Here is a 22102-nt window from a genome sequence, read left to right on the forward strand (position 1 = left end):
GAACCCGGCGATCAGGCCGCCTTTTCCCAGCGCCCTTCGTCCGTCTGACGCCAATAGGCCAGATTGGCGCCCTGTTCTTTCAGCGTCTTCCAGCGTCCGCGCGCGTGTTGCAGCGCCGGCTCGTCCCGACCGTCGAAAATGATGAAGCATCGTTCAAACTCTTCCGTCACGCCCAGTTCTGCGTCGTCGACGATGAACAGCGCCTGAGCGCCGTTCAGGTTCTCTCCCGATTCGCTCAGCAGCACAGGCTGACGATCCGCATGGGGCTGATCCGCCCGACCGTGCGGCAGGAAGCTTTCTTCGTGGAAGGTCCATAGCCGCTCGTCCACGTCGTCCAGCCGATGGGCGTGGGACGACTTGATCAAGGCGCGCCAGCCCCGCTCGAGGGTCTTCTCGAGCAGGGTCGGCAGCACCTGGTCCAGCGTCGAACGCTCCAGGTGGTAGAACCAGATTTCGGGCTTGCCGCTCATCCGGCTCTACCGTCCGGAACTCAGGCTTCGTAGGCGTCGGCCACCATGCGATCCAGCGTGCGCACGGCGAAGCCGACGCCGCCTTCCGGCACGGTGGGGCTGGGGCTCTTGTTGGCCCAGGCGGTCGGGGCGATGTCCAGGTGCGCCCACGGCACGCCGTTGGTGAAGCGCTGCAGGAACAGGGCGGCGGTGATCGAGCCGCCGGCGCGGCCGTTGCCCGTGTTCTTCACATCGGCGATCTTCGAGTCGATGTGCTGTTCATAGATGTCGGGGATCGGCATCCGCCAGAAATTCTCGCCCACCTTCTTCGACGCCGCCAGGATCGGATCGGCGACCGCGTCCGAGTTGGAGAAGACGCCGGCGTAATCCAGGCCCAGGGCCACGATCATGGCGCCCGTCAGGGTGGCCAGGTCGATCATGAATTTCGGCTTGAAACGCTGCTGCGTGTACCAGAGGGCGTCGGCCAGGACGAGGCGGCCCTCGGCGTCGGTGTTGATCACCTCGACCGTCTGACCCGACATCGACACGACCACGTCGCCGGGGCGCTGGGCGTCGCCGTCCGGCATGTTCTCGACCAGACCCAGCACGCCGACGGCGTTGACCTTGGCCTTGCGGCCGGCCAGGGCGATCATGGTTCCGGTCACGGCGGCCGCGCCGCCCATGTCCCACTTCATATCTTCCATGCCGTCGGCCGGCTTGATCGAGATGCCGCCGGTGTCGAAGCAGACGCCCTTGCCGACGAAGGCGATCGGCTGGCCGCCGGCCTCGCCGCCGTTCCACTTCATGACCGCCAACTGGCTTTCGCGACGGCTGCCCTGGCCGACGCCCAGCAGGGTGCGCATGCCCAGCGTCTCCATCTCGGCCTCGCCGAGGATTTCGACCTCAAGACCCAGGCTTTCCAGCGCCTTGACCCGCTTGGCGAACTCGGCCGGGTACAGGACGTTGGCGGGCTCGGACACCAGGTCGCGGGCGAAGATCACGCCGTCGGCGACGGCCGACAGCGGCTCCAGCGCGGCCTCGGCGGCGCGCAGGTCCGACGTCACGACGCGGATCGCGGTGATCGACGGGATCTTGTCGGGCTTCTGGGTGGTCCGGTACTTGTCGAACCGATAGGCGGCCAGACGGGCGGCGAAGCCCACGCGGGCGGCCTGTTCCGGCGTCAGGCCCGAGGCGTCGATGGTCAGAACCTCGGCGCCCGACAGTTTCACCGCCGCATAGGCGGAGCCGCCGAAGGCCTCGACCGCCAGGTCGTCCAGCTTGTCCGCAGCCCCGGCGCCGACCAGCAGCACGCAATCGGCGTTCACGCCCGACGGCGCGGCGATGCTCAGCGTCTGTCCAGACTTGCCGACGAAGCGGCTCTTGGACATCGCCTTGGTCAGGGCGCCGTTGGTCTTGGCGTCCAGATCAGGGGCGGAACCGGCCAGGGCGCGATTATCATGAACCGGCACGGCCAGGATTTCAGCGGCGTCGACGGCGGCGACGAACTCGATCTTCATACAGCGACTCCAGCCAGGCCCCACCCGGCGTTACGATAGAAAAAGACAAACGGCGCGTCTGCTTGTCGCGGACGCGCCCTCCTGTGCTACTAGATGCGCCTCATTATCGCCGCCTGCAACCGGGCGAAGTCCATCCGCCCATGACCCTGATTCAAAGATACCTTTTCCGCCAGATCTCGCTGCCCGTGGTTGCGGCCTGCGCTTCCTTGGCTGGAATCGGAATTCTGAGCCAAAGCCTCGACCAACTGGAAGTCATTGTCGAACGCGGCCAGAGCGTGTGGGTCATGGTGAAACTGACCCTGCTGGCCTTGCCCCAGCTGCTGGCGGTCATCCTGCCGATCGGTCTGTTCGTCGGCGCCCTCATCGCCCTGACCCGAATGCAGCGCGAGCAGGAACTGACGGCGGCCTTCGCCGGCGGAATGACGCGATGGCAGGTGATCTCGCCCGCGGCGCGACTGGCGTTCCTCGTGCTGATTCTGAATCTCGTGATGACCCTGTTCGCCCAGCCGTGGGCCCAGCGTGAAGCCCGCAACCAGGCTTTCGCCATTCGCACGGACCTGGCGGCCCTGCTGGTCGAGGAGGGCCAGTTCGTCCAGGGACCGGACGGCTTGACCGTCTATGTCCAGCAGATCGAACAGAACGGCCTTCTGAAAAACCTGTTCGTCTACCTCGATGACGGCAAGTCGACCCAGAACTGGAGCGCCGCCGAGGCGCGTTTCGGTCGTGACGCCGCCAATGAGCCGGTTCTCACCATGATCGACGGTTCCTGGCAGAAATATTCGTCGCGCGGCGTGCTCGAGACCCTGTCCTTTGACAGATACGACTTCCCCCTGGGCCAGTTCTCCGGCGTGACCGAGCAGATTCGCTACAAGCCGGCCGACCTCTATCTTCGTCAGTTGTTGAACCCCTCGCCTCGCGTGCTGGAGACCGCCGGCTCGCGCGGCGAACTGCTGGCCGAGGCCCACGCCCGCATCGCCGCCCCACTCTACGCCCTTGTCGCCATGGCCATGGCCCTGGCCGCCATCATGGGCGGATCGTTCAGCCGCACCGGCTATTCGCTTCGGATCGCCAAGGCGGCGGGCGTCTTCCTTTTGGTCCGGGTGATCGGCTACGGACTGGTGGCCGCCAGCGCCTGGAACCCGTGGATGAACATCCTGCAGTATCTGGCGCCCCTGATCGTCGTCGCAGCGGCCGTGCGGCTGCTGTTCCGCGCCCTCAAGCCCCGCAAGCGCCGAAAGTTGCCGGTCATCGACCGGCTGCGCGCGAGATTCGCATGACCCTGGCCCTTCTCTCGCCTTCCCGATTGCGTCTGCCTCGGCTGGGGCGGATCGAACGCTATGTGCTGATCCAGCAGCTTCGTTCCCTGGGCGTGGCCCTGGCCGTGATCTCCGCCCTGGTCATGCTCATCGACTTCGTCGAGGTGTCGCGCGGCGTGGGTTCGGATCAGGACCTGTCCGCCCTGCGTATCCTGGGCCTCGTAGCCCTGAAATCGCCGTCGGTGATCGTTCAGCTTCTGCCCTTCGTCTTCCTGTTCGGAACCTTGGCCGCCTATATCGGCCTGAATCGGCGCAGCGAACTGGTGGCCATGCGGGCGGCGGGCGTTTCGGCCTGGCGGTTCGTGCTGCCGGCTGCAGGCATGGCCCTGGTCCTGGGAGTTCTGACCGTGACCGTTCTGGGCCCGCTCGCTTCGGCCGGCGACGGGCTGTGGCAGCGCGAACGGGCGCGCATCTCTGGAACAGCCCCCGGCGCCAGTTCCAACGACGCCATCTGGCTGCGCGAGGGCGACGACCAGAGGCAGATGATCATTCGCGCCGGGCGGCAGGACCGCGCCAACGCCCGGCTGCTGGATGTCACCTTCTTCATCTACACGACCGATGCAGAGGGCAACCGGGACTTTTCGGAACGGATCGACGCCCGGTCCGCCGCTCTCAGCGCCGGCCGCTGGCGGTTGACCGATGCGGTGGGCGCCAGCATCGGCCAGCGCGCCGTGACCTATTCCAGCCTCGACCTCCTCTCCAGCCTGGCGGATGAAGAGGCCTTCGAGCGGTTCGCCCGCCCCCAATCGACGCCCTTCTGGTCGTTGCCGAATCAGATCCAGCGAATCGAGGACGCCGGCTTCGCCTCCACCGCCTACCGCCTGCGCTTCCAGCAGCTGCTGGTCACCCCGCTGGTGTTCGCGGCCATGTCGATCCTGGCGGCGGCGTTTTCGTTGCGGCTGATGCGCCTGGGCGACCTGGCGAAGATGAGCGTGGCGGCCGTTGTCCTGGGCTTCGCCTTCTTCTTCCTGAACCAGTTTTCGTCCGCCATGGGATCGGCCGAGGTGGTGCCCCCCTTCGCGGCGGCCTGGTTGCCGCCGATATTGACGGCGCTCGCCGCCTTCACCTTGCTGTTCTATACCGAAGACGGCTAAGCGAGCGCCTCGCTCAAGACAGACGGATGGTTCATGCAGGGTGATCGCGATCAGCGTTCGAAGGCCTTCCGGGCGCGGCTTCTGGCCGGCGCGGCCCTGTTCGTCTGCGTCCCCTTCGCCGGTGTCGCCGCAGCGCAGACGACGCCCGCCTCGGACGGCCTGCCTCAAGGCGCCGTCTATGTCGACGCCGCCAGCACCAGCCGCACCGGCGATCTTATCACCGCCGAAAGCAACGGCGGCGACCGGGTCTATCTGCGCGCAGACGGCAATGTGCTGCGTGGCGACAACCTCGCCTATGACCTGTCCAGCGGCGCCGCCTCGGCCAGCGGGCGCGTCGAAGCCGTGTCGGCGGATGGGACCATCGTCTACGCCAGCCATCTGGAAACCGATCGCGACCTGAAGGCGGCCATAGCGGTCGATTTCGCGACAAGGTTCGAGAACGGCGCCAGTCTGATGGCGGCGACGGCGGTTCGGCGGAGCGAAAACGTCAATGAACTGAACTACGCCATTTTCACCCCCTGCCCGATCTGTGATGCAAACGGTCCCAAACGGCCCAGCATCTCGATCCAGGCGGAAAAGGTGGTCCAGGACGAAGCCCTGCGCGCCGTCATCTATCGCAACGCCATTTTCCGGGTCGGCGGCGTCCCGGTCTTCTACACCCCGTTCTTCGCCCACCCCGACCCTACGGTGAAACGGGCGTCTGGCTTGCTGGTGCCGATCATCAACTATGATGAAGGCCGGGGCGTCTCGATCGAGGCTCCCTATCTTCACGTCGTGTCGCCGTCCGAGGACTGGCTCATCAGTCCGCAGATCAACACGCGCGTCGCGCCGCTGCTGAACCTGCAATGGCGCCGCCGGTTCGTGAACGCTTCGATCTTTGCGCGCGGCGGCTACACCTACGAACGCAATTTCGGCGATTTCGACCTGAACGGCGACGGCGCCTATGAAAGCAACGTCCGTTTCGGCGACAAGGAACACCGCAGCTATCTGCTGTCCCACGGCGAATACGATCCTGACGGCCCCTGGCGTTTCGGCTTCACGGCGGAGCGCACGTCCGACAAGACCCTGTTCGACCGGTATGACGTGCGCAACACCTATCAGGACAACGGGCTGTATTACGGTGACCGTCGTCGGCTGATCAGCCAGATCTACGCCGAGCGTCAGACCGAGCAATCCTATGTTTCGGTCGCCGCCTTCTCCATTCAAAGCCTGCGGCTGGACCCCGCCTTCGAGGCCAACGACTTCCGCGACGCCTCCGGCTTCAAGGTGTTCGAGGAGGACGACGATCTGCCCCTGGTCGCGCCGCTGATCGATGCGCGCTGGGAACCCGCAGGCTACGTCTTCGGCGGTCGACTGCGGCTGAAGGGATCGGCGGTTTCGCTGTACCGCGATAATTTCGTCGGCACGCCGATCCTGAACCCTGACATCGTGCCGGCGGTGACGACGGGCTTGTCCGGCGTGGATAGCCGGCGAGTGACCGCCCAGGCGGAATGGCGTCGAACCTTCATCACTGGCCTGGGTCTGCGGGTCGAGCCGTTTGTCGACGCGAGGGTCGATCTCTACTCCCTGTCCGATCTGCCGCCGATGATGGGGGTCGACAGCGACGAGTCGCTCAGCCGCACGCGCTTCAGCGCCGGGGTCGATGTCAGCTATCCGTTGATCAAACGCACCCAGCGCGCGGACATCATCCTCGAGCCGGTCGTACAGGTTTCGGTTTCCAACAAGGCCGACATAGATCCCCGCATCCCGAACGAGGATTCGCAGGTCATCGAGTTGGACGAGTCATCGTTGTTCCGCATGGATCGCTTCTCCGGATACGATCTGGTCGAGGGCGGATCGCGGGTCACGGCCGGCGGTCGTGCGACGGTTCGCTGGTCCGAAGGCCGTAGCGCCAGCCTGTTCGTCGGCCGAAGCTATCGCGCCGATGACGAAGACGCCTTCCGCACCACGGTGCCGGACAGCACGACCGGCGCGCTTTACGATCCGACCGGTCTTGCGTCCTCGGCGTCGGACTGGGTGGTGCAGGGCAGTTTCTCTCCTTCCGACCGAATTCGCAGCTGGGGTCACGCCACCATTGACGGGTCCGGCGACATTCGTCGCGCCGAGGCCGCAGTAGACGGCCGCTGGGGACGCCGAAATCTCGCGTCCGTCAGCTATATCGTCGATCGATCCAATCCCTTGTCCGGCGATCAGAATCGAAACTACGAATTCGTCCAGCTTTCGGGACAACAGTTCGTCTATGGCGACTGGGGCGTCGCCGTCACGGGCATCGCCGATCTCGAACGGAACGTCATCACCCGTCAGGAGGTCGGCGTGCTGTTCGACGACGACTGTTTCCGCGTCGAGTTCGGATATCGCCGCGACAATACACGCGTGCGGGCCAGCGGACCGTCGGACGGCGTCTATATACGCCTAAACCTCGCCACTTTCGGAGGTTCAGGTTATGGACAGGGTGAAATGCGTTGAGCATGACGCTTTACGGGGCGCGACCGTCTGCCGACCTGGCAAACGGACCGCTGTGAGGAATCAGGACGACCAATGGGTTTGATGCGTTATTCGACGGGGGCTGCGCTCGCGGCGGTCCTCCTCGCCGGTTCGGCTCATGGTCAGACGGCGTCCGCTCCGGCCGCTCCGCAGGCGTCCGCCGCCGGAGCGCCGAATCCTGCGGCCGGCGACGGTCCCGCAACGGCTCGCCCCGCCCCCCAGTTCGAGATGGCCGACGGCATCGTCGCCACGGTGAACGACAAGATCATCACGGGATTCGATCTGCGTCAGCAGATGCTGATGCTGATCGCCTCGTCGCAGGTCCAGCCGACCGAGCAGAACCTGCCGGCGATCCAGCAGGCCGCCCTCAACCGGCTGATTGAGCAGCGCCTGAAGGCGCAGGAGATCACCAAGTTCGAAAGCCTGAAAGTCACCGACCAGGAGATCGACGAGGAAATCGCCCAGATGGCGCGCCAGGCCGGCGTCACCCCCGCCGCCTATATGGAGTTCCTTCAGCAGGGCGGCATCCAGCCGAACGCCTTCCGCGAGAGCCTGCGCACCGAGATCGGCTGGGGACAGCTGGTGCCCGGTCGCTTCAACAGCCGCGCGCGTCCCAGCACGCTTCAAGTCGATCAGGAAGTCCGTCGTCTCAATGACGCGGCCGCCCAGCCCCAGTATCTGATCGGCGAAATCTATATCGAGGCGGCCCGAGTCGGCGGTCAGGAAGCCGCCATGAACGGCGCCCGCCAACTGGTGCAGCAGATTATCCAGGGCGCGCCCTTCCAGGCCGTCGCCCAACAGTTCTCATCGGCGCCTTCGGCTTCGGCCCGGGTGCCCGGCGACGCCGGCTGGGTGGTCAAGGGCACGGTCCAGCCCGCGCTTCAGACCATCTTCGACCAACTCCAGCCCGGCCAGCTGTCGAACCCGATCGCCGTCGATGGCGGGGTGTACATCATCTATATGCGCGATAAGCGCGACGGCGCGGCGACCAGCCTGGTCTCTCTGCGGCAACTGATGGTCGAACTGCCCGAGACGGCGTCGGAAGCCGATCTGGCCGCCGCGACCCGCACTCTGGAAGGCCTGCGTCAGGGACTGAACTGCGACAACATCCTGTCCCAGGCGCGCGCGACCCAGGGCGTGATCGGAGCGGACCTCGGCGAATCAGATGTCGCCAACCTCGCGCCCCAGTTCCAGCAGTTCGCCCGCACCGGCGAGATCGGCTCGGTCTCCACGCCGATCCGCACCCCGCTGGGCCTGCACCTGGTCGCCGTCTGCGGTCGCCGGGTCGGGGGCCCCGAGGCCCCGAACCGTCAACAGGTCGAGGGTCGTCTGCGTTCCCAGAACCTGGCCGTGCTCGAGCGCCGCTATCTGCGCGATCTGCGTAGCGACGCCCTCATCGAGTTCAAATGACCCGGCCTCTGGTCCTGACGCTGGGCGAACCCGCCGGCGTCGGGCCGGAGATCGTGGCCGCCGCCTGGAACGCCCTGAAGACCGAGCCGCTGGCCTTCGCCGTCATCGGCGACGCAGACCTGCTCCGCGCTCAGGGCGTGCTGGTGGTCGAAATCAACACCCCCGCCGATGCGCTGCAGCCTTTCGGGCGCGCCCTGCCGGTGATCCATCGCCCCTTGCCGGCCGCGGTCGAGGTCGGCCGTCCCGATCCGGCCAATGCGCCGGCCGTCGCCGACGGCATCGAAGAAGCGGTCAGTTTCGTCCTGTCCGGCGAGGCGTCGGGCCTTGTGACCGCGCCGATCGCCAAGGCCCCGATGTACGCCTCGGGTTTCCGCTTTCCGGGCCATACGGAATTCATCGCCGAACTGACTGCGGACGCCCCCTATCCGGGCACGCGGGGGCCGGTGATGATGCTGACCGCCAGGGATCTGCGGGCTTGCCTGGTCACCATCCACGTCGCCCTGGGACAGGTCGCGGAACTGATCACCGCAGACCGCGTGGCCCGCACCGCCCGCGTGGTTCACGAAAGCCTCAAGCGCGACTTCGCCATCGCCCGTCCGCGCCTGGCCATGGCCGCCCTGAACCCTCACGCCGGCGAAGGCGGCGCTCTGGGCGTGGAGGAGATCGAGACCCTGCGCCCGGTGGCTGCGCAGCTGCGGGCCGAGGGAATCGACATCACCGACCCCAGGCCCGCCGACACCCTGTTCCACGACGAGGCGCGGGCCGGCTATGACGCCGCCCTGTGCATGTACCACGATCAGGCCCTGATCCCGGTCAAGACCCTGGACTTCTGGGGCGGAGTGAACGTCTCCCTGGGCCTGCCGATCATCCGCACTTCGCCCGATCACGGCACCGGTTTCGACATCGCCGGCCAGGGGATCGCCCGCGCCGACAGCCTGATCGCCGCCGTCCGACTGGCTTCGGAGATGGCGGCGGCGCGCGCCGCGCGCTAACAGGGCCTGTGACCGACCTTCCTTCCCTCCGCGAAACCCTCGACGCCCACGGCCTGCTGGCCAAGAAGAGCTTCGGCCAGCATTTCCTGCTGGACCTCAATGTGACGCGCAAGATCGTCCGCATGGCCGGGCCGTTCGACGGCCGCGCCGTGATCGAGGTCGGCCCCGGCCCCGGCGGCCTGACCCGCGCCCTGCTGGAATCCGACGCCGGTCCCGTGGTCCTGGTGGAAAAGGACCCGCGCTTCATCCCCCTTCTGTCCGAACTCGACGACGGCTCCGGCCGTCTGACCATCGTCGAGGCCGATGCGCTGAAGGTGAAGGAGGCGGACCTGGTCTCCGGACCCGCCCACATGGTCTCCAACCTGCCCTACAACGTCGGCACCGCCCTGCTGATCAAATGGCTGACCGGTCCCTGGCTGCCCTACAGCCTGACCCTGATGTTCCAGAAGGAGGTGGCCGAGCGGGTCGCCGCCGGGCCGGGCGATGACGCCTATGGCCGGCTGGCGGTCATTTCCCAGGCCGTCTGCACCGCCCGCATCGTCATGCACCTGCCCGCCGCCGCCTTCACCCCGCCGCCCAAGGTGGCCTCGGCCGTGGTCCATCTGGTCCCGCTGGACGAGCGGCCGTCGCCTGAACGCCTGAAGAAGCTGGAACGCGTCACCGCCGCCGCCTTCGGCCAGCGCCGCAAGATGCTGCGCTCCAGCCTGAAACAGCTGGGCGGCGCCGCCCTGTGCGAGGCCGCCGGCATCGAGCCGGACGTGCGGGCTGAAACGGTGGACGTGGCGGGCTTCCTGCGGCTTGCGGATGCGCTGGCATGACCGTCGAACCCTTCCGCGCCATCACCATCAGCCGTCTGGCGCACCAGTTGAAAGCCGAAGGCCGGTCGATCATCCATATGGAGTTCGGCCAGCCCTCGACCGGCGCGCCCGCCGCCGCCATCGCCCGCGCGCATGAGGTGCTGGACGCCGACGCCATGGGCTATTGGGAAAGCCCCGACCTGCGCGCCCGGATCACGCGCCTGTACGACAAGCGTTATGGCGTCACGGTCGATCCCGACCGCATCCTCCTGACCTGCGGCGCCTCCCCCGCCCTCGTCCTGGCGCTCAGCACCCGCTTCAGGCCGGGCGACCGCATCGCCCTGGCCCGCCCCGGCTATGTCGCCTATCGCAACACCCTGCGCGCCCTGCACCTTGAACCGGTCGAGATCGCCTGCGGCCCCGAGACCCGTTTCCAGCTGACCGCCGCTCAACTGGAAACCCTGGATCCGGCCCCCGCCGGCGTCATCATCGCCAGCCCCGCCAATCCGACCGGCACCGTCATCCCCGACGCCGAACTCGCCGCCATCGCCGAGGTCTGTCGTGCGCGCGACATCGCCATCGTCTCGGACGAGATCTACCACGGCCTGTCCTATGTCGGCCCGACGCCGTCGATGCTGCAGTTCGCGCCCGACGCCATGGTGATCAACAGCTTCTCCAAATACTGGAGCATGGCCGGCTGGCGCCTGGGCTGGCTGCTGGTTCCCGAGACCCTGATCGACGCCGCCCGCGCCTATATCGGCAACATGTTCCTGACCCCGCCCAGCCTCAGCCAGCACGCCGGCCTGGTCGCCATGGACGCGATCGACGAACTCGAGGGCCATATCCAGACCTACGCCCGCAACCGCGACCTGATGCTGGCGGCCCTGCCGGCCCTCGGTCTGAAGAAGATCGCGCCGCCCGACGGCGCCTTCTACATCTGGGCCGATATCGGCCATCTGACGGACGACAGTGTGGCCTTCTGCGAACAACTGTTGCGCGATACCGGCGTGGCCACCGCGCCCGGCGTCGATTTCGATCCCGTCGACGGCCATCGCTTCATCCGCATCAGCTTCGCCGTTTCCACGGCCGAGGTTGAGACGGCCCTGGCGCGACTTACGCCCTGGTTCGCTGCGCGCACGCCGCTCTGATCGCATCCGCAAAACATCGACCTGGCAATCGTGGGGCGTACCTAAGCAATCGCCCCTAGATAGAAATTTACCCTCTGGAACTCCTGTTGTGGAATAAAGGGTGCAGTTGAGCAGCGCCGAAGTCGACGTCGCGTAGGACGCCCCCGCCTGGCGTGATGTCGGCGCCGCTTCTCAGCCGAAGACGACACCGCGGCGGCACTGTTCCCCCTCCGCCGGCCGCGGTGTCGTTGTTCTTTCCAGGTCGATTGCCCGGATCGGGTTCTTCTCAGACCGGCTCGCGCAGCAGGGCGGCCTTGTAGTCGCCCACCCACAGATTGCGGAAACGACGCGACCGTTCGGCATGATAGATGTGCGCCAGCTCGGCGTAAGACCGGTCGAAATCCTCGTTGACGATCACATAGTCAAAGGCGTCGCAGTGTTCGATCTCGCCCTTGGCGTTGGCGACGCGGCGCTCGATGACGTCGTCCGAATCCTGCGACCGGGTGATCAGGCGACGGCGCAGCTCTTCCAGGCTGGGCGGCAGGATGAACACCCGCACCGCATCCTCCGGGCATTTCTCGGCCACGTCCCGCGCGCCCTGCCAGTCGATGTCGAACAGCACGTCGCGACCCTCGGCCAGGGCGCGGTCCACGGGGCCGCGCGGGCTGCCGTACAGATTGCCGTGCACATCGGCCCATTCCAGGAAGGCGTCGGCGTCGATCAGCTTCTGGAACCGCTCACGATCGACGAAATTATAGTCGCGCCCATCGACCTCGCCCGGCCGGATGCCGCGGGTCGTCATCGACACGGACAGCTCCAGCCCGCCGTGATCCGCCATCAACCGGCGGCACAGCGACGTCTTGCCCGCGCCCGACGGGCTGGCGACGATCAGGAGGACGCCCCGGCGGGGCGTGCGTTCATTCGACATTCTGGACCTGTTCACGCAACTGTTCGATGACGGCCTTCAGTTCGAGGCCGATTCCGGTGAGCGCGGTCGTAGCCGATTTCGAGCAGAGCGTGTTGGCCTCACGCATGAATTCCTGCATCAGAAAGTCCAGTTTCCGCCCGGCGGGCGCCGAGACCAGCAGTTGGCGCGCCGCATCGATATGGGCCGTCAGCCGATCCAGCTCCTCGCGTACATCCGCCTTGGTCGCCAGGGCCGCCGCTTCAAGGAAGATTCGGTCTTCCAGACCCGGCGCATCAGGGGCCAGTTCGGCCATGCGGCGGCTGAACCGATCGCGGATGGCCGCGACCTGGGCCGTGGCCTCGCTTTCAGCCTGGGCCACCAGGGCCTCGATTCGGCGGGTGAACTCTTCCAGCACCGGCGTCAGCTGCGCGCCTTCGCCCTCGCGTGACATCTTAAGAGCGTCCAGCGCCGCTTCGACCGTTCCGGCCATGGCGGCTTCCAGAATGGCGCGGGCCTCGGGATCGTCCACCTCTTCCGGCGCCTCGATCACCCCGCGCAGGGCCAGAAGGCCGTCGGCGGACGGCGGGGTCGCCCCGTCCTCGGCCAGCTCATTGGCCAGGGTCAGATAGCGGGCCAGGACCGCCGCATTGATGGTGACGGCCGCCTCGCCGGTCTCGACCCGTTTGGCCTGAACGCCGATGGTGACCTGGCCGCGCGCCAGACGCGCCTGGGCCGCCGCCTTGGCGGCCCGTTCCAGACCATCGAATCCATTGGGGCCGCGGAACCGGACCTCCAGATTGCGGCCGTTGACCGAGCGGGCCTCGACAGACCAGGTCCAGCCCTCGCCCGCCCCGTCCGCCCGACCGAAGCCGGTCATGCCGGACAGCCGGCTCATGGCGCGCCTCGCGAGGCGCCGACGGGAAGGGTCAGGGTCGCCTGCCCGGACGTCTGAGGCGCCGGTTCGACCGGTTCCGCCATCGGGACAGCGCTGGTTCCCGGCGCGACCGGCGCCGGCGCCTCGGGCGGCAATCCGGCCTTCTGGCGCTCGATCTGACGCCAGCGGGCGACATTGCGCAGATGCTCCTCATAGGTGGCGGCGAAGGCGTGACCGCCCGATCCGTCCGCGACGAAGAACAGGGCCTGTTCAGCCGGCGGATTCAGCACGGCCTGCAGCGCCTCCTTGCCCGGATTGGCGATGGGCGTCGGCGGCAGACCATCGATCTGATAGGTGTTCCAGGGCGTCTGACGGTCCAGCTCCGACCGACGGATGCCCCGCCCCAGCGGACGACCCTGGGTGACGCCATAGACGATGGTCGGATCGCTCTCCAGCCGCATCCCCTGACGCAGCCGGTTGGAAAACACCGCCGCCACACGTGGCCGCTCCGCCGCCAACCCGGTTTCCTTTTCGACGATGGAGGCCAGGATCACCGCCTCCTCGGGGTTCCGCACCACGGTTCCCGGCCCACGTTGCGCCCACAGGAGACGAAGATTTTCGCTGGCGGCCCGCTGCATCCGGTCGATCACCGACTGGCGCGTGTCGCCGCGTGCGATCTCATAGGTGTCGGGCCACAGGCTGCCTTCCTCCGGCAGGACATCGACTGTGCCGGTCAGCACCGGCTCCTTGTTCAGGATGTCGAGCGCCTGGGCCGAGGACCAGCCTTCCGGCAGGGTCACGAAATGGCGCACCACCCGGCCATCGACCAACAGTTTGAGCACTCCGCCCAGCGACGTGCCCGAGGGCACCTCGTATTCGCCGGCGCGCAGCTTGCGGTCCGCCCCGGTGAAGGTCGCCGCCGCCTTGAACAGGTCGGTCGAGCGGATGACCCCCGCCGCCTTCAGCTGGGCGGCGATGGCCGAGACGCCCGATCCGCTGGCCAGGGTCACGACCGTGCGGTCTCCCTGACGGGCGCCAGGCCCCGGGCCGTAGTAGACGCCCCAGACAATCGCCAGGGCGGCGATCAGGAACAGGCTGAACGTCGCCGAGGCGGTCAGCAAGGTCACCGTCAGACCCGAACCGCCCCGCACCCTTTCAACCCGCCCCCGTCCGAACATGTCAGTCGACCTTCTTGAAGATCACCGAGGCGTTTGTGCCCCCAAAGCCGAAACTGTTGGACATGGCGACATCGATCTTCATCGGCCTGGCCTTGTTCGGGACCAGGTCGATCGGCGTCTCCATCTCCGGGTCATCCAGATTGATCGTCGGCGGCGCCACCTGGTCCCGGATGGCCAGGACACAGAAGGCCGCTTCTATGGCCCCGGCGGCGCCCAGCAGGTGGCCGGTCATCGACTTGGTGGAACTGACGGCCAGGTTCTGGGCGTGATCGCCGACCAGACCCTCGATCCCCTTCAGCTCAATCCAGTCGGCCATGGTCGAGGTGCCGTGGGCGTTGACATAGTCGAGGTCCGAGGGCTGCATTCCGGCCCGCTTCAGCGCCATCTTCATGGCCCGCACCCCGCCCTCGCCGTCCTCGGACGGGGCGGTGATATGGTGGGCGTCGCCGCTCATGCCGTAGCCCACGACCTCGGCGTAGATCTTGGCCCCGCGCGCCTTGGCGTGTTCGTATTCCTCCAGCACCAGGATCCCGGCGCCCTCGCCCATGATGAAGCCGGCGTGGCCCCGGTCATAGGGACGAGACGCCTTGTCCGGCGTGTCGTTATAGGCGGTGCACAGAGCCTTGCAGGCCAGGAAGCCGGCGATGCCCAGCGGCACGACCGAGCTTTCCGCTCCGCCGGCCACCATCACGTCGGCGTCGTCCAGGGCGATCATCCGGGCCGCATCGCCGATGGCGTGGGCGCCGGTGGCGCAGGCCGTCACGACCGCATGGTTCGGTCCCTTCAGGCCGTGGCGGATCGAGATCTGCCCCCCGGCCAGGTTGATCAGGGCGCTGGGGATGAAGAAGGGGCTGACGCGGCGCACCCCCTGTTCCTTCAGCACGATGGCCGTCTCGGCGATCGCGCCCAGGCCGCCGATGCCGGAGCCGACCATGACGCCGGTCCGTTCCTTGTCCTCGTCGGTCTCGGGCTTCCAGTCCGCGTCGGCCAGGGCCTCGTCCGCCGCCGCTATGGCGTACAGGATGAAGTCGTCGACGCGCTTGCGGTCCTTGACCGACATGATCTTCTCGGGGTCGAAGTCGCCTTCGCCGCCGCCGCCGCGCCCATTCACGCTCGGCACTTCGCCGGCGATGGTGCAGCCATAGCCTGTGGTGTCGAAGGCGGTGATCGGGCGGATGCCCGACCGTCCCTCGACGATGCCCTTCCAGCTCTTCTCGACACCCCAACCCAGGGGGGTCAGCAGACCGATGCCCGTAACGACGACGCGGCGCATGGTGCGTGCTCCTAAAATTCTCCAGTCCAAACCCGGAGAATCACTTCGGATTCGCATGGGTCAGAAACAGTAAAGGCCGCCGGGCGTCTCCGCTAGGAGCGCCGGGCGGCCCTGTGAACCGTCGGCCCAGCGGGCCGCCAGTCGGGGGCTGAAATCAGCCGGCCGACTTTTCGTCGATGAACTTGACCGCATCGCCGACCGTCTGGATGTGCTCGGCGGCGTCATCCGGGATCTCGATGTCGAATTCTTCTTCGAAGGCCATCACCAGCTCGACGTTGTCGAGCGAGTCGGCGCCCAGGTCGTCGATGAAGCTGGCTTTTTCCGTGACCTTGTCCGGATCGGCGTCCAGGTGGTCGATGACGATCTTGCGAACGCGCTCGAGGGTGTCGGACATGAGTGTCTCTCTGCCTGTTTGAAATCGCCGTAGAGGCGGGGGTAGCTTGTAAATCGCCGTCTCACGGCAGCGAAGGCGACGCAAGCCCGAAAGCCCGAACCGCCGTTGCGTTCTGCCCTTTAGCACAGGCTTTCGGGCAAGAAATAGTCTGTTGAATTTCGTGATCGCGATCAGATCATCGCCATGCCGCCGTTCACATGCAGGGTCTGGCCCGTGACATAGGCGGCTTCGTTCGACGAAAGATAGACGGCGGCGGCCGCGATCTCGTCGCCGGTGCCCAGCCGACCGGCCGGAATCCGGGCCAGAATGGTCTCACGCTGCTGCTCGTTCAGCACATCGGTCATCGGCGAGGCGATGAAGCCCGGCGCGATACAGTTCACCGTAATGCCGCGCGATCCGACTTCCTGCGCCAGCGACTTGGAGAAGCCGATCATCCCGGCCTTGGACGCGGAATAGTTGGTCTGGCCCGGATTTCCGGTGACGCCCACGACCGAGGTCACGCCGATGATTCGGCCCGACCGGCGCTTCATCATCCCCTTCACCGCCGCGCGGGTCAGGCGGAAATAGCTCTCCAGATTGATCTGGATGACCGACTGGAAGTCCTCGTCCTTCATCCGCATCAGCAGGCCGTCCTTGGTGATGCCTGCATTGGCCACCAGGATGTCCAGGGCTGAGCCCGCCGCCGTCTCGGCCGCGTTCACCAGATTGTCGACCGACTCGGGGTCCGACAGGTTCGCCGTGGCGAAATGCGCCCGTTCGCCCAGCTCCTTGGCCAGGTCCGCCAGCACCGCCTCGCGCGTGCCCGACAGCACCACGGTCGCGCCCTGGGCGTGCAGCGCCCGCGCCACCGCCCCGCCGATCCCGCCCGTCGCGCCGGTCACCAGCGCGGTCTTGCCTGCAAGATTGAACATCATGTCCTCCGAAGCACCGCCCCATCAGGCCGATGTCTGTCCAACAATAGAAAACCGCCGCCAACGATCAAACCGATGACGAAAGGTACGATATGTCCGGGCTTTACGCCCTCATGGCCGCTCACGAACAGGTCCAGCGCCACGCTGACCAGAACGCCTACGACCGCCGACCACCAGCCCACGCTCCTGCGATCCAGCACAAAAAGCGCGGTCGCACAGAGCGCCAGATAGGCCTGCGAAGCCCCAGACACATAGGCTTGCGGCTGCGCCAGCGCTGACGCCAACTGCCCGCAAGCGCCCCCGATCAAGCCCAAGGCCAGTACCGAAGGCCAGTTCATCCGCCGCGTCAACGCCGCCCCGACCAGGCCGATGATAGCGGCGTTGAACAACATATGTGGAAACTTGACGTGCAACCATTGCGACGCCAGCAGCCTCCACCCGTGCTCCACCGTTAAAGTGCGACCTTCGAAGGCCCCATAGGCCGTCAGGTCAATGGAATGCTGACGCGCCCACAGCGGTTGCCCAAGATCGACCGCAACCGCGATCCAGACGAGGACGATGCTCGCCGCCCAGGTCCATAGGATCGCTGAGCCCCGTGTCACGGCTTTTAGACCAAAGCCTTGGCGAAGGCTTCCAGCTCTTCCGGCGTGTTCAGCGGCAGGCACTCGGCGTCCGGCGCGATCCGCTTGGCCATGCCGGTCAGCACCTTGCCCGAGCCGATCTCGACGAAGCGCGTCACGCCGCCCCCGTCTTGCGAATCTGGGGTCGCCATCCACTCCATGCTCTCGCGCCAGCGCACCCGGCCGGTCACCTGCTCCACCAGCAGGCGGCGGATGACCTCAGGATCGCTTTCCGGCCGCGCCAGCACATTGGCCACCACGGGCACGACCGGCGCCAGGATGGTCGCCGACACCAGGGCCTGCGCCATCTCGTCCGCCGCCGGCTGCATCAGCGGGCAGTGGAAGGGCGCCGAGACGTTCAGCGGGATCGCCCGCGCGCCCAGTTCCTTGGCCTTTTCGATGGCCCGGTCCACGGCCGCCTTCTCGCCCGAGATGACGATGTTCCCGGCGTTGTTGTCATTGGCGACCACGCAGACGCCCAGTTCGGCGCCCGCCGCCGCCGCGGCCTCGGCCAGGGCCAGATCGGTCTTTGGTCCGATCAGCGAGGCCATGGCCCCCTGCCCCACCGGAACCGCGCGCTGCATAGCCTGGCCGCGCAGCTTCAGCAGCCGCGCCGTATCCGACAGCGAGATCGCCCCCGCCGCCGCCAGGGCCGAATATTCGCCCAGCGAGTGACCGGCCACATAGGCCGCCGTCGCGACGTCGAAGCCGAACTCGACCTTCAGCACCCGGATCGCCGCCACGGAGACCGCCATCAGGGCGGGCTGGGCGTTCTCGGTCAGGGTCAGCTGGTCCTCGGGGCCTTCGCGCATCAGCACCGACAGCTTCTGGCCCAGGGCTTCGTCCACCTCGGCGAAGACCTCGCGGGCGGAGGCGAAGGCGTCGGCCAGTTGCGCGCCCATGCCGACGGCCTGGCTGCCCTGTCCCGGAAACAGAAGTGCGAGGGTCATCGACCGCTCCCTGAATCATTGATCAAGGCGCGGACCCCTAAGGCCTGACTTCCCTCAGGGCAAGCGGCGGCGCATTCGTCGCCTTAGCCGACCCGCCGCGCCGTGACCTTGATCTGGACGCCGATCATCTTCGACACCCAGTCCCCAGTCGCGTCCGACTCCATGCCCATGTCCAGCGCCGTGCGGTCCAGCTCCAGCCGGCCGTCCACCGCGGCGACGCCGCCGGTTTCTCGGAAAGTGAAGGGCAGGACGACCGGCACGGTGGTCGTCTTGATCCGCAGCCTGCCCGTCGCCTCATAGCGGTCGCCGCCCAGGGCGCGGAAGCCCGTGGTCTCGAACCGGGCGGTCGGATACCGGCTCGGATCGAACCATTCGGCGCCTTGCAGCGAGCCCTCCTGCGTCGGGTCGCCGGTCCGGGCCGACGCCGTCTGCACCATGATCACGGCCTTGGATCCCGCCAGATCCGCCGGATCGAACCAGACCTGGCCCTCCCAGCGTTCGAACCGCCCCTTGAAGGCCGCGCCCGCATGGGTTCCGCCGAAGGCGATGCTCGAGGCGGCGGAGTCGATGGTCCAGGCGGCGGCCGTCCCCGGCGTGACCGGCGCCTCCGCCGAGACCGGGCCTGACGCCGGCGCCGAGACCGGAGCGGGCGCCTCCGTCCGGGTCATCTCCAGACCGGGCATGGCGTAGGGCCGCGCCGCCACCGCGCCCGCAACGGCTACGACGGCGATCAGGGCCACGCCCACGCCCCGCTCGACCCAGGGGGAGGACGGCGCCGAAACCGACGGCTCGTGTCCCGCCTTCAAGCCAGGTTTGAGAAAAGGGACCATGTGCGACAGCACGCCGTCGCGATCCACGAACTGATGCTTCAGCGCCGCCCCGACATGCAGGGCGACCAGGACGACCGCGCCCCAGGCCATCGCCGCATGCGCCCCCATGGCCTGGAAGGCCAGGGCCCGTTTCACGCCCGCCGCCAGTTCGGCCACGCCCGGCAGGTGCGGGATGGGAAACAGGCCGAACCAGCTGGTCGCCACCTCCAGCGCCCGGTCCTGCGACACAGCCCAGCCGGCCGAGACATACAGCCACCCGGTCAGCGGCAGGGCCAGCATCAAGGTGTAGAAGGCCACATGGGTCGTGTGGGCGGCGAAGGCCTCCCACCGCTTCATCCCGCGCGGCAGGGCCGGCCCCCGGTGCGTCAGCCGCCAGGCGATCCGCACCACGGTCAGGGCCAGGATCAGGAAACCGATCGACTTGTGGATCTGAAACACCCGATAGGCCAGGGCCTGGCTGTCGGGCTGTTCGATGGCCGCAGTCATCCACCACCCCATCGGAATCATCGACAGGATGCAGACGGCGATTACCCAGTGCAGGGTGACGGCGACGGCGGAATAGCGATGGGCGGCGTTCATGAGCAGTCTTCGATCAGGCGAAAAATGAGCACGGCGGCGGAGCCTGCCTCCGCCGCCGTTTCGGTGGTCTCGGTGCGGACGATCAGTTCGCCGGCGCGGCCGGGGCGGCCTGCTGGATGAACTCGCCGTCGAAACGGATCGTCACCTCGTCGCCGACCGGGCCCACGGCCATGCCGAAGTCGCTGCGCTTGAAACGCCCCTCGGCCGCGAAGCCGACGGCCGGAACCTGGGCGAACGGATGCCGTTCGATCTCGCCGTTGAAGGTCGCGTCCAGCGTCACCGGACGGGTCTGGCCCAGGAAGGTCAGGTCGCCCGTCACCTTGGCCGTACGCGCCCCGGTCTGTTCGACCGAGGTCGATACGAATTTGATCGTTGGGAAGGCCTTGGCGTTCAGGAACTTGGCGTTATTCGCCATGTCGTCGTTCCAGCTGTGGAAGCCGGTTCCCGCGTGCGAGGCCTCGTAGTCGGCGGGATAGGCGGCGTCGACCGAGGTCGGATCGATGGTCACCGTGATCCGGGAGTTCTCGAGATTGGCCGGATCCAGCGTCAGCGTCGCCTCAAGCTTGTCGAAACGGGCGGTGTAGTTCGAGATGGTGTTGTGCAGCACCGACCATTGCAGCGTCGCATGGGTCGGATCCAGCGCATAGACGCCGGCGGGCGCCTTCAGCGCCACGGCGGCTTCGGCCTCGGCGGCAGGCGCCGTGACCGGCGCCTCGCCCGGACGGTTGCAGGCGGCCAGCAGGGCCAGAAGGGACAGGGCCGCCAGATGTCTGATCGTCATGCGAAACTCCTCGACTAAGGTTCGCCATTAGCGGCGCCATATCCATACAGCAACTGAAACTGTGTCTTATGTTTGGCTTGTTGCGAACGACATGCAGAACAAATGTTCTTGCTCCGTTCTCTTTTCTGATCCATCCTCCGTCTCATGAAATCCGCCAAGGGAAGAGGCGCGCGTTCGAATGCCACAGGCCGTTACGAGCCCGAACAGCATGAGTCGTTCGACGATGGCTGGACGAACGACGACGCCCAGGCCGCGCCGCTGCGCACCACCCTCACGCCCGAACACGCCCGCACCATCATCGCCCGGAACGACAGTCCCGACGTCGGCTTCGACCGCTCCGTCAACCCGTACAAAGGTTGCGAACATGGCTGTATCTACTGCTACGCCCGTCCGTCCCATGCCTGGATGGGCCTATCCCCGGGCCTGGATTTCGAGAGCCGGATCTTCTTCAAGCCCGAGGGCGCACGTCTGCTGGAACAGGCCTTCCTCGCCCCCCGATACCGGTGCAAGCGCATCCACATAGGCGGCAATACCGACCCCTATCAGCCGGTCGAACGTGATCTGAAATCGACCCGCTCGATCCTCGAGGTCATGCGCCGGTTCAACCACCCGTTCAGCATCATCACCAAGTCGGTGCTGATCGCGCGCGACGCCGACATACTGGGGCCGATGGGCCAGGCCGGCCTGGCCTCGGCCTTCGTCTCCATCACCACCCTGGACCGGGGCCTGGCCCGCGCCATGGAGCCCCGCGCCTCGACGCCGGCCAAACGGCTGGAGGCGATCAGCCGCCTCGCCGATGCGGGCTGTCCGGTCGGCGTCGGATTCGCCCCGGTCATTCCCGGCCTGAACGACCACGAACTGGAATCCGTGCTTGAGGCGGCGGCCAAGGCCGGGGCCACGCGGGCCATGTATGTCACCCTGCGCCTGCCGCTGGAGATCAAGGATCTGTTTCGCGAATGGCTGGCCGACGCCCGCCCCGATCGCGCCGCCCGCGTCATGTCGCTGATCCGCCAGACCCGCGGGGGCAAGGACTATGACGCCGACTGGTCCCAGCGGATGAAGGGGACCGGCCCCGTCGCCGAACTGATCGGCGCCCGCTTCAAGGCCGCCGTCAAACGCTACGGGCTCGATGCGCCGCTGCGACTGCTGGACGAAACCCAGTTCCGCGTCCCCGCCGACGCCCGGCCGCAGTTGGAGCTGTTCGGTTAATCGGCGTCCGCCGCCGACGGATCGACCGCCCGCGTCACCAGATCGCGCCAGGTCGGGTCGGTGTCGTCGACCAGATCGACGTCCTCCATCAGGGCCACCGCCCCCTCCCCGTCCGGCAGGATCAGGCCCAGGATCTCCATCTCCTCGCCGTCCGGCCCCAGATGGCTCTCGGCCTGGACCGCGACCGCCGCCTGTTCGCCGTCCTCCTCCCACCAGATCACCGGCTGGGGCAGGTCCATGGCGATGGGGCGTGGATCGTCGGTCTCGCCCAGGGCGAAGACGGCCCGGCGCGCCTGGACGTCGTCCAGCGTCGCCACCGCCCCGACAAAGGGCTTCAGTCGGCTCCAGTCGTCGGCGTCGAACCCGCCGCCGTCGTCTTCAAGCCCGTCCTGCAGATCGTCGTCCATGTT

The 22102-nt window shown here is 67.1% G+C and carries 21 protein-coding genes; 8 read left to right on the forward strand and 13 right to left on the reverse strand.

The window, feature by feature from the left end:
- Positions 1 to 11: 11 nt before the first annotated feature.
- Together ACW18C_RS08870 and ACW18C_RS08875 are read right to left on the reverse strand one after the other, a co-directional pair.
- A complete protein-coding gene (locus tag ACW18C_RS08870) occupies positions 12 to 470 on the reverse strand; it encodes a DNA polymerase III subunit chi (protein WP_492070529.1) in 459 nt (152 codons plus the stop codon).
- 20 nt (positions 471 to 490) lie between these two features.
- Positions 491 to 1966: a leucyl aminopeptidase gene (locus tag ACW18C_RS08875; RefSeq protein WP_492070530.1), complete on the reverse strand. Its 1476-nt coding sequence runs from the start codon at positions 1964 to 1966 to the stop codon at positions 491 to 493.
- 206 nt (positions 1967 to 2172) lie between these two features.
- Between ACW18C_RS08875 and ACW18C_RS08880 the strand changes: the two genes are divergently transcribed.
- The 7 genes from ACW18C_RS08880 (at position 2173) to ACW18C_RS08910 (ending at position 11207) form a co-directional block, all read left to right on the forward strand.
- Positions 2173 to 3243, forward strand: a complete 1071-nt coding sequence (locus ACW18C_RS08880) for an LptF/LptG family permease (protein ID WP_492070531.1) — start codon at positions 2173 to 2175, stop codon at positions 3241 to 3243.
- Positions 3240 to 4376 (forward strand): LPS export ABC transporter permease LptG, encoded by a 1137-nt coding sequence (lptG, locus tag ACW18C_RS08885; protein ID WP_492070532.1) that lies wholly within the window; start codon positions 3240 to 3242, stop codon positions 4374 to 4376. The genes ACW18C_RS08880 and lptG overlap by 4 nt, the downstream gene beginning before the upstream one ends.
- Positions 4377 to 4409: 33 nt before the next feature.
- A complete protein-coding gene (locus ACW18C_RS08890; RefSeq protein ID WP_426025934.1) occupies positions 4410 to 6842 on the forward strand; it encodes an LPS-assembly protein LptD in 2433 nt (810 codons plus the stop codon).
- Between the two features lie 72 nt (positions 6843 to 6914).
- On the forward strand, positions 6915 to 8270 hold the full coding sequence (locus ACW18C_RS08895) for a peptidylprolyl isomerase (protein ID WP_230307514.1): 1356 nt from the start codon (positions 6915 to 6917) through the stop codon (positions 8268 to 8270).
- Positions 8267 to 9262: a 4-hydroxythreonine-4-phosphate dehydrogenase PdxA gene (gene pdxA / locus ACW18C_RS08900; RefSeq protein WP_372704495.1), complete on the forward strand. Its 996-nt coding sequence runs from the start codon at positions 8267 to 8269 to the stop codon at positions 9260 to 9262. Before ACW18C_RS08895 ends, pdxA begins: the two co-directional genes overlap by 4 nt.
- A gap of 8 nt (positions 9263 to 9270) precedes the next feature.
- Positions 9271 to 10080: a 16S rRNA (adenine(1518)-N(6)/adenine(1519)-N(6))-dimethyltransferase RsmA gene (rsmA, locus tag ACW18C_RS08905; protein WP_492070533.1), complete on the forward strand. Its 810-nt coding sequence runs from the start codon at positions 9271 to 9273 to the stop codon at positions 10078 to 10080.
- Positions 10077 to 11207 carry a pyridoxal phosphate-dependent aminotransferase gene (locus ACW18C_RS08910; protein WP_492070534.1) on the forward strand — a complete coding sequence of 377 codons (1131 nt, stop codon included), beginning with the start codon at positions 10077 to 10079 and terminating at the stop codon, positions 11205 to 11207. The genes rsmA and ACW18C_RS08910 overlap by 4 nt, the downstream gene beginning before the upstream one ends.
- Before the next feature lie 265 nt (positions 11208 to 11472).
- Here the strand turns inward: ACW18C_RS08910 and gmk are convergent, their stop codons facing one another.
- The 10 genes from gmk to ACW18C_RS08960 form a co-directional block, all read right to left on the reverse strand.
- A complete protein-coding gene (gene gmk / locus ACW18C_RS08915; protein ID WP_008262586.1) occupies positions 11473 to 12114 on the reverse strand; it encodes a guanylate kinase in 642 nt (213 codons plus the stop codon).
- Positions 12104 to 12988: a YicC/YloC family endoribonuclease gene (locus ACW18C_RS08920; RefSeq protein ID WP_492070535.1), complete on the reverse strand. Its 885-nt coding sequence runs from the start codon at positions 12986 to 12988 to the stop codon at positions 12104 to 12106. The genes gmk and ACW18C_RS08920 overlap by 11 nt, the downstream gene beginning before the upstream one ends.
- Positions 12985 to 14145, reverse strand: coding sequence for an endolytic transglycosylase MltG (gene mltG / locus ACW18C_RS08925; RefSeq protein ID WP_492070536.1), 1161 nt, complete (start codon positions 14143 to 14145; stop codon positions 12985 to 12987). The genes ACW18C_RS08920 and mltG overlap by 4 nt, the downstream gene beginning before the upstream one ends.
- 1 nt (position 14146) lies before the next feature.
- Positions 14147 to 15418 (reverse strand): beta-ketoacyl-ACP synthase II, encoded by a 1272-nt coding sequence (gene fabF / locus ACW18C_RS08930; RefSeq protein ID WP_492070537.1) that lies wholly within the window; start codon positions 15416 to 15418, stop codon positions 14147 to 14149.
- A gap of 154 nt (positions 15419 to 15572) precedes the next feature.
- Positions 15573 to 15812, reverse strand: a complete 240-nt coding sequence (locus ACW18C_RS08935) for an acyl carrier protein (protein ID WP_008264317.1) — start codon at positions 15810 to 15812, stop codon at positions 15573 to 15575.
- Between the two features lie 170 nt (positions 15813 to 15982).
- Positions 15983 to 16723: a 3-oxoacyl-[acyl-carrier-protein] reductase gene (gene fabG / locus ACW18C_RS08940; RefSeq protein ID WP_035308603.1), complete on the reverse strand. Its 741-nt coding sequence runs from the start codon at positions 16721 to 16723 to the stop codon at positions 15983 to 15985.
- Positions 16723 to 17388: a rhomboid family intramembrane serine protease gene (locus ACW18C_RS08945; RefSeq protein ID WP_492070538.1), complete on the reverse strand. Its 666-nt coding sequence runs from the start codon at positions 17386 to 17388 to the stop codon at positions 16723 to 16725. Before ACW18C_RS08945 ends, fabG begins: the two co-directional genes overlap by 1 nt.
- A complete protein-coding gene (gene fabD, locus ACW18C_RS08950; protein ID WP_492070539.1) occupies positions 17331 to 18293 on the reverse strand; it encodes an ACP S-malonyltransferase in 963 nt (320 codons plus the stop codon). Before fabD ends, ACW18C_RS08945 begins: the two co-directional genes overlap by 58 nt.
- An 83-nt stretch (positions 18294 to 18376) precedes the next feature.
- Positions 18377 to 19702 carry a cytochrome b/b6 domain-containing protein gene (locus ACW18C_RS08955; protein ID WP_492070540.1) on the reverse strand — a complete coding sequence of 442 codons (1326 nt, stop codon included), beginning with the start codon at positions 19700 to 19702 and terminating at the stop codon, positions 18377 to 18379.
- Positions 19703 to 19784: 82 nt separating this feature from the next.
- The gene (locus tag ACW18C_RS08960) at positions 19785 to 20483 is read right to left on the reverse strand and encodes a YceI family protein (protein ID WP_492070541.1); all 699 of its coding nucleotides are present in this window, start codon (positions 20481 to 20483) and stop codon (positions 19785 to 19787) included.
- A gap of 144 nt (positions 20484 to 20627) precedes the next feature.
- Between ACW18C_RS08960 and ACW18C_RS08965 the strand changes: the two genes are divergently transcribed.
- Positions 20628 to 21692 (forward strand): PA0069 family radical SAM protein, encoded by a 1065-nt coding sequence (locus ACW18C_RS08965; protein WP_492070542.1) that lies wholly within the window; start codon positions 20628 to 20630, stop codon positions 21690 to 21692.
- Here ACW18C_RS08965 and ACW18C_RS08970 read toward each other — a convergent pair.
- Entirely contained in the window at positions 21689 to 22099 is a 411-nt protein-coding gene (locus tag ACW18C_RS08970; protein WP_035308614.1) for a hypothetical protein, read from the reverse strand. The two genes, ACW18C_RS08965 and ACW18C_RS08970, sit on opposite strands and share 4 nt — an antisense overlap.
- Positions 22100 to 22102: the final 3 nt, after the last annotated feature.

The sequence above is a fragment of the Brevundimonas sp. FV1ye7S genome (assembly GCF_058680995.1).

Excerpts from the sequence above, each read along its gene's own strand:
- ACW18C_RS08870 (WP_492070529.1), bottom strand. The coding sequence starts at position 470 with ATGAGCGGCAAGCCCGAAATCTGGTTCTACCACCTGGAGCGTTCGACG.
- ACW18C_RS08875 (WP_492070530.1), bottom strand. The coding sequence starts at position 1,966 with ATGAAGATCGAGTTCGTCGCCGCCGTCGACGCCGCTGAAATCCTGGCC.
- lptG (WP_492070532.1), top strand. The coding sequence starts at position 3,240 with ATGACCCTGGCCCTTCTCTCGCCTTCCCGATTGCGTCTGCCTCGGCTG.
- ACW18C_RS08890 (WP_426025934.1), top strand. The coding sequence starts at position 4,410 with ATGCAGGGTGATCGCGATCAGCGTTCGAAGGCCTTCCGGGCGCGGCTT.
- ACW18C_RS08895 (WP_230307514.1), top strand. The coding sequence starts at position 6,915 with ATGGGTTTGATGCGTTATTCGACGGGGGCTGCGCTCGCGGCGGTCCTC.
- pdxA (WP_372704495.1), top strand. The coding sequence starts at position 8,267 with ATGACCCGGCCTCTGGTCCTGACGCTGGGCGAACCCGCCGGCGTCGGG.
- ACW18C_RS08910 (WP_492070534.1), top strand. The coding sequence starts at position 10,077 with ATGACCGTCGAACCCTTCCGCGCCATCACCATCAGCCGTCTGGCGCAC.
- gmk (WP_008262586.1), bottom strand. The coding sequence starts at position 12,114 with ATGTCGAATGAACGCACGCCCCGCCGGGGCGTCCTCCTGATCGTCGCC.
- ACW18C_RS08920 (WP_492070535.1), bottom strand. The coding sequence starts at position 12,988 with ATGAGCCGGCTGTCCGGCATGACCGGCTTCGGTCGGGCGGACGGGGCG.
- mltG (WP_492070536.1), bottom strand. The coding sequence starts at position 14,145 with ATGTTCGGACGGGGGCGGGTTGAAAGGGTGCGGGGCGGTTCGGGTCTG.
- fabF (WP_492070537.1), bottom strand. The coding sequence starts at position 15,418 with ATGCGCCGCGTCGTCGTTACGGGCATCGGTCTGCTGACCCCCCTGGGT.
- ACW18C_RS08935 (WP_008264317.1), bottom strand. The coding sequence starts at position 15,812 with ATGTCCGACACCCTCGAGCGCGTTCGCAAGATCGTCATCGACCACCTG.
- fabG (WP_035308603.1), bottom strand. The coding sequence starts at position 16,723 with ATGTTCAATCTTGCAGGCAAGACCGCGCTGGTGACCGGCGCGACGGGC.
- fabD (WP_492070539.1), bottom strand. The coding sequence starts at position 18,293 with ATGACCCTCGCACTTCTGTTTCCGGGACAGGGCAGCCAGGCCGTCGGC.
- ACW18C_RS08955 (WP_492070540.1), bottom strand. The coding sequence starts at position 19,702 with ATGAACGCCGCCCATCGCTATTCCGCCGTCGCCGTCACCCTGCACTGG.
- ACW18C_RS08960 (WP_492070541.1), bottom strand. The coding sequence starts at position 20,483 with ATGACGATCAGACATCTGGCGGCCCTGTCCCTTCTGGCCCTGCTGGCC.
- ACW18C_RS08965 (WP_492070542.1), top strand. The coding sequence starts at position 20,628 with ATGAAATCCGCCAAGGGAAGAGGCGCGCGTTCGAATGCCACAGGCCGT.
- ACW18C_RS08970 (WP_035308614.1), bottom strand. The coding sequence starts at position 22,099 with ATGGACGACGATCTGCAGGACGGGCTTGAAGACGACGGCGGCGGGTTC.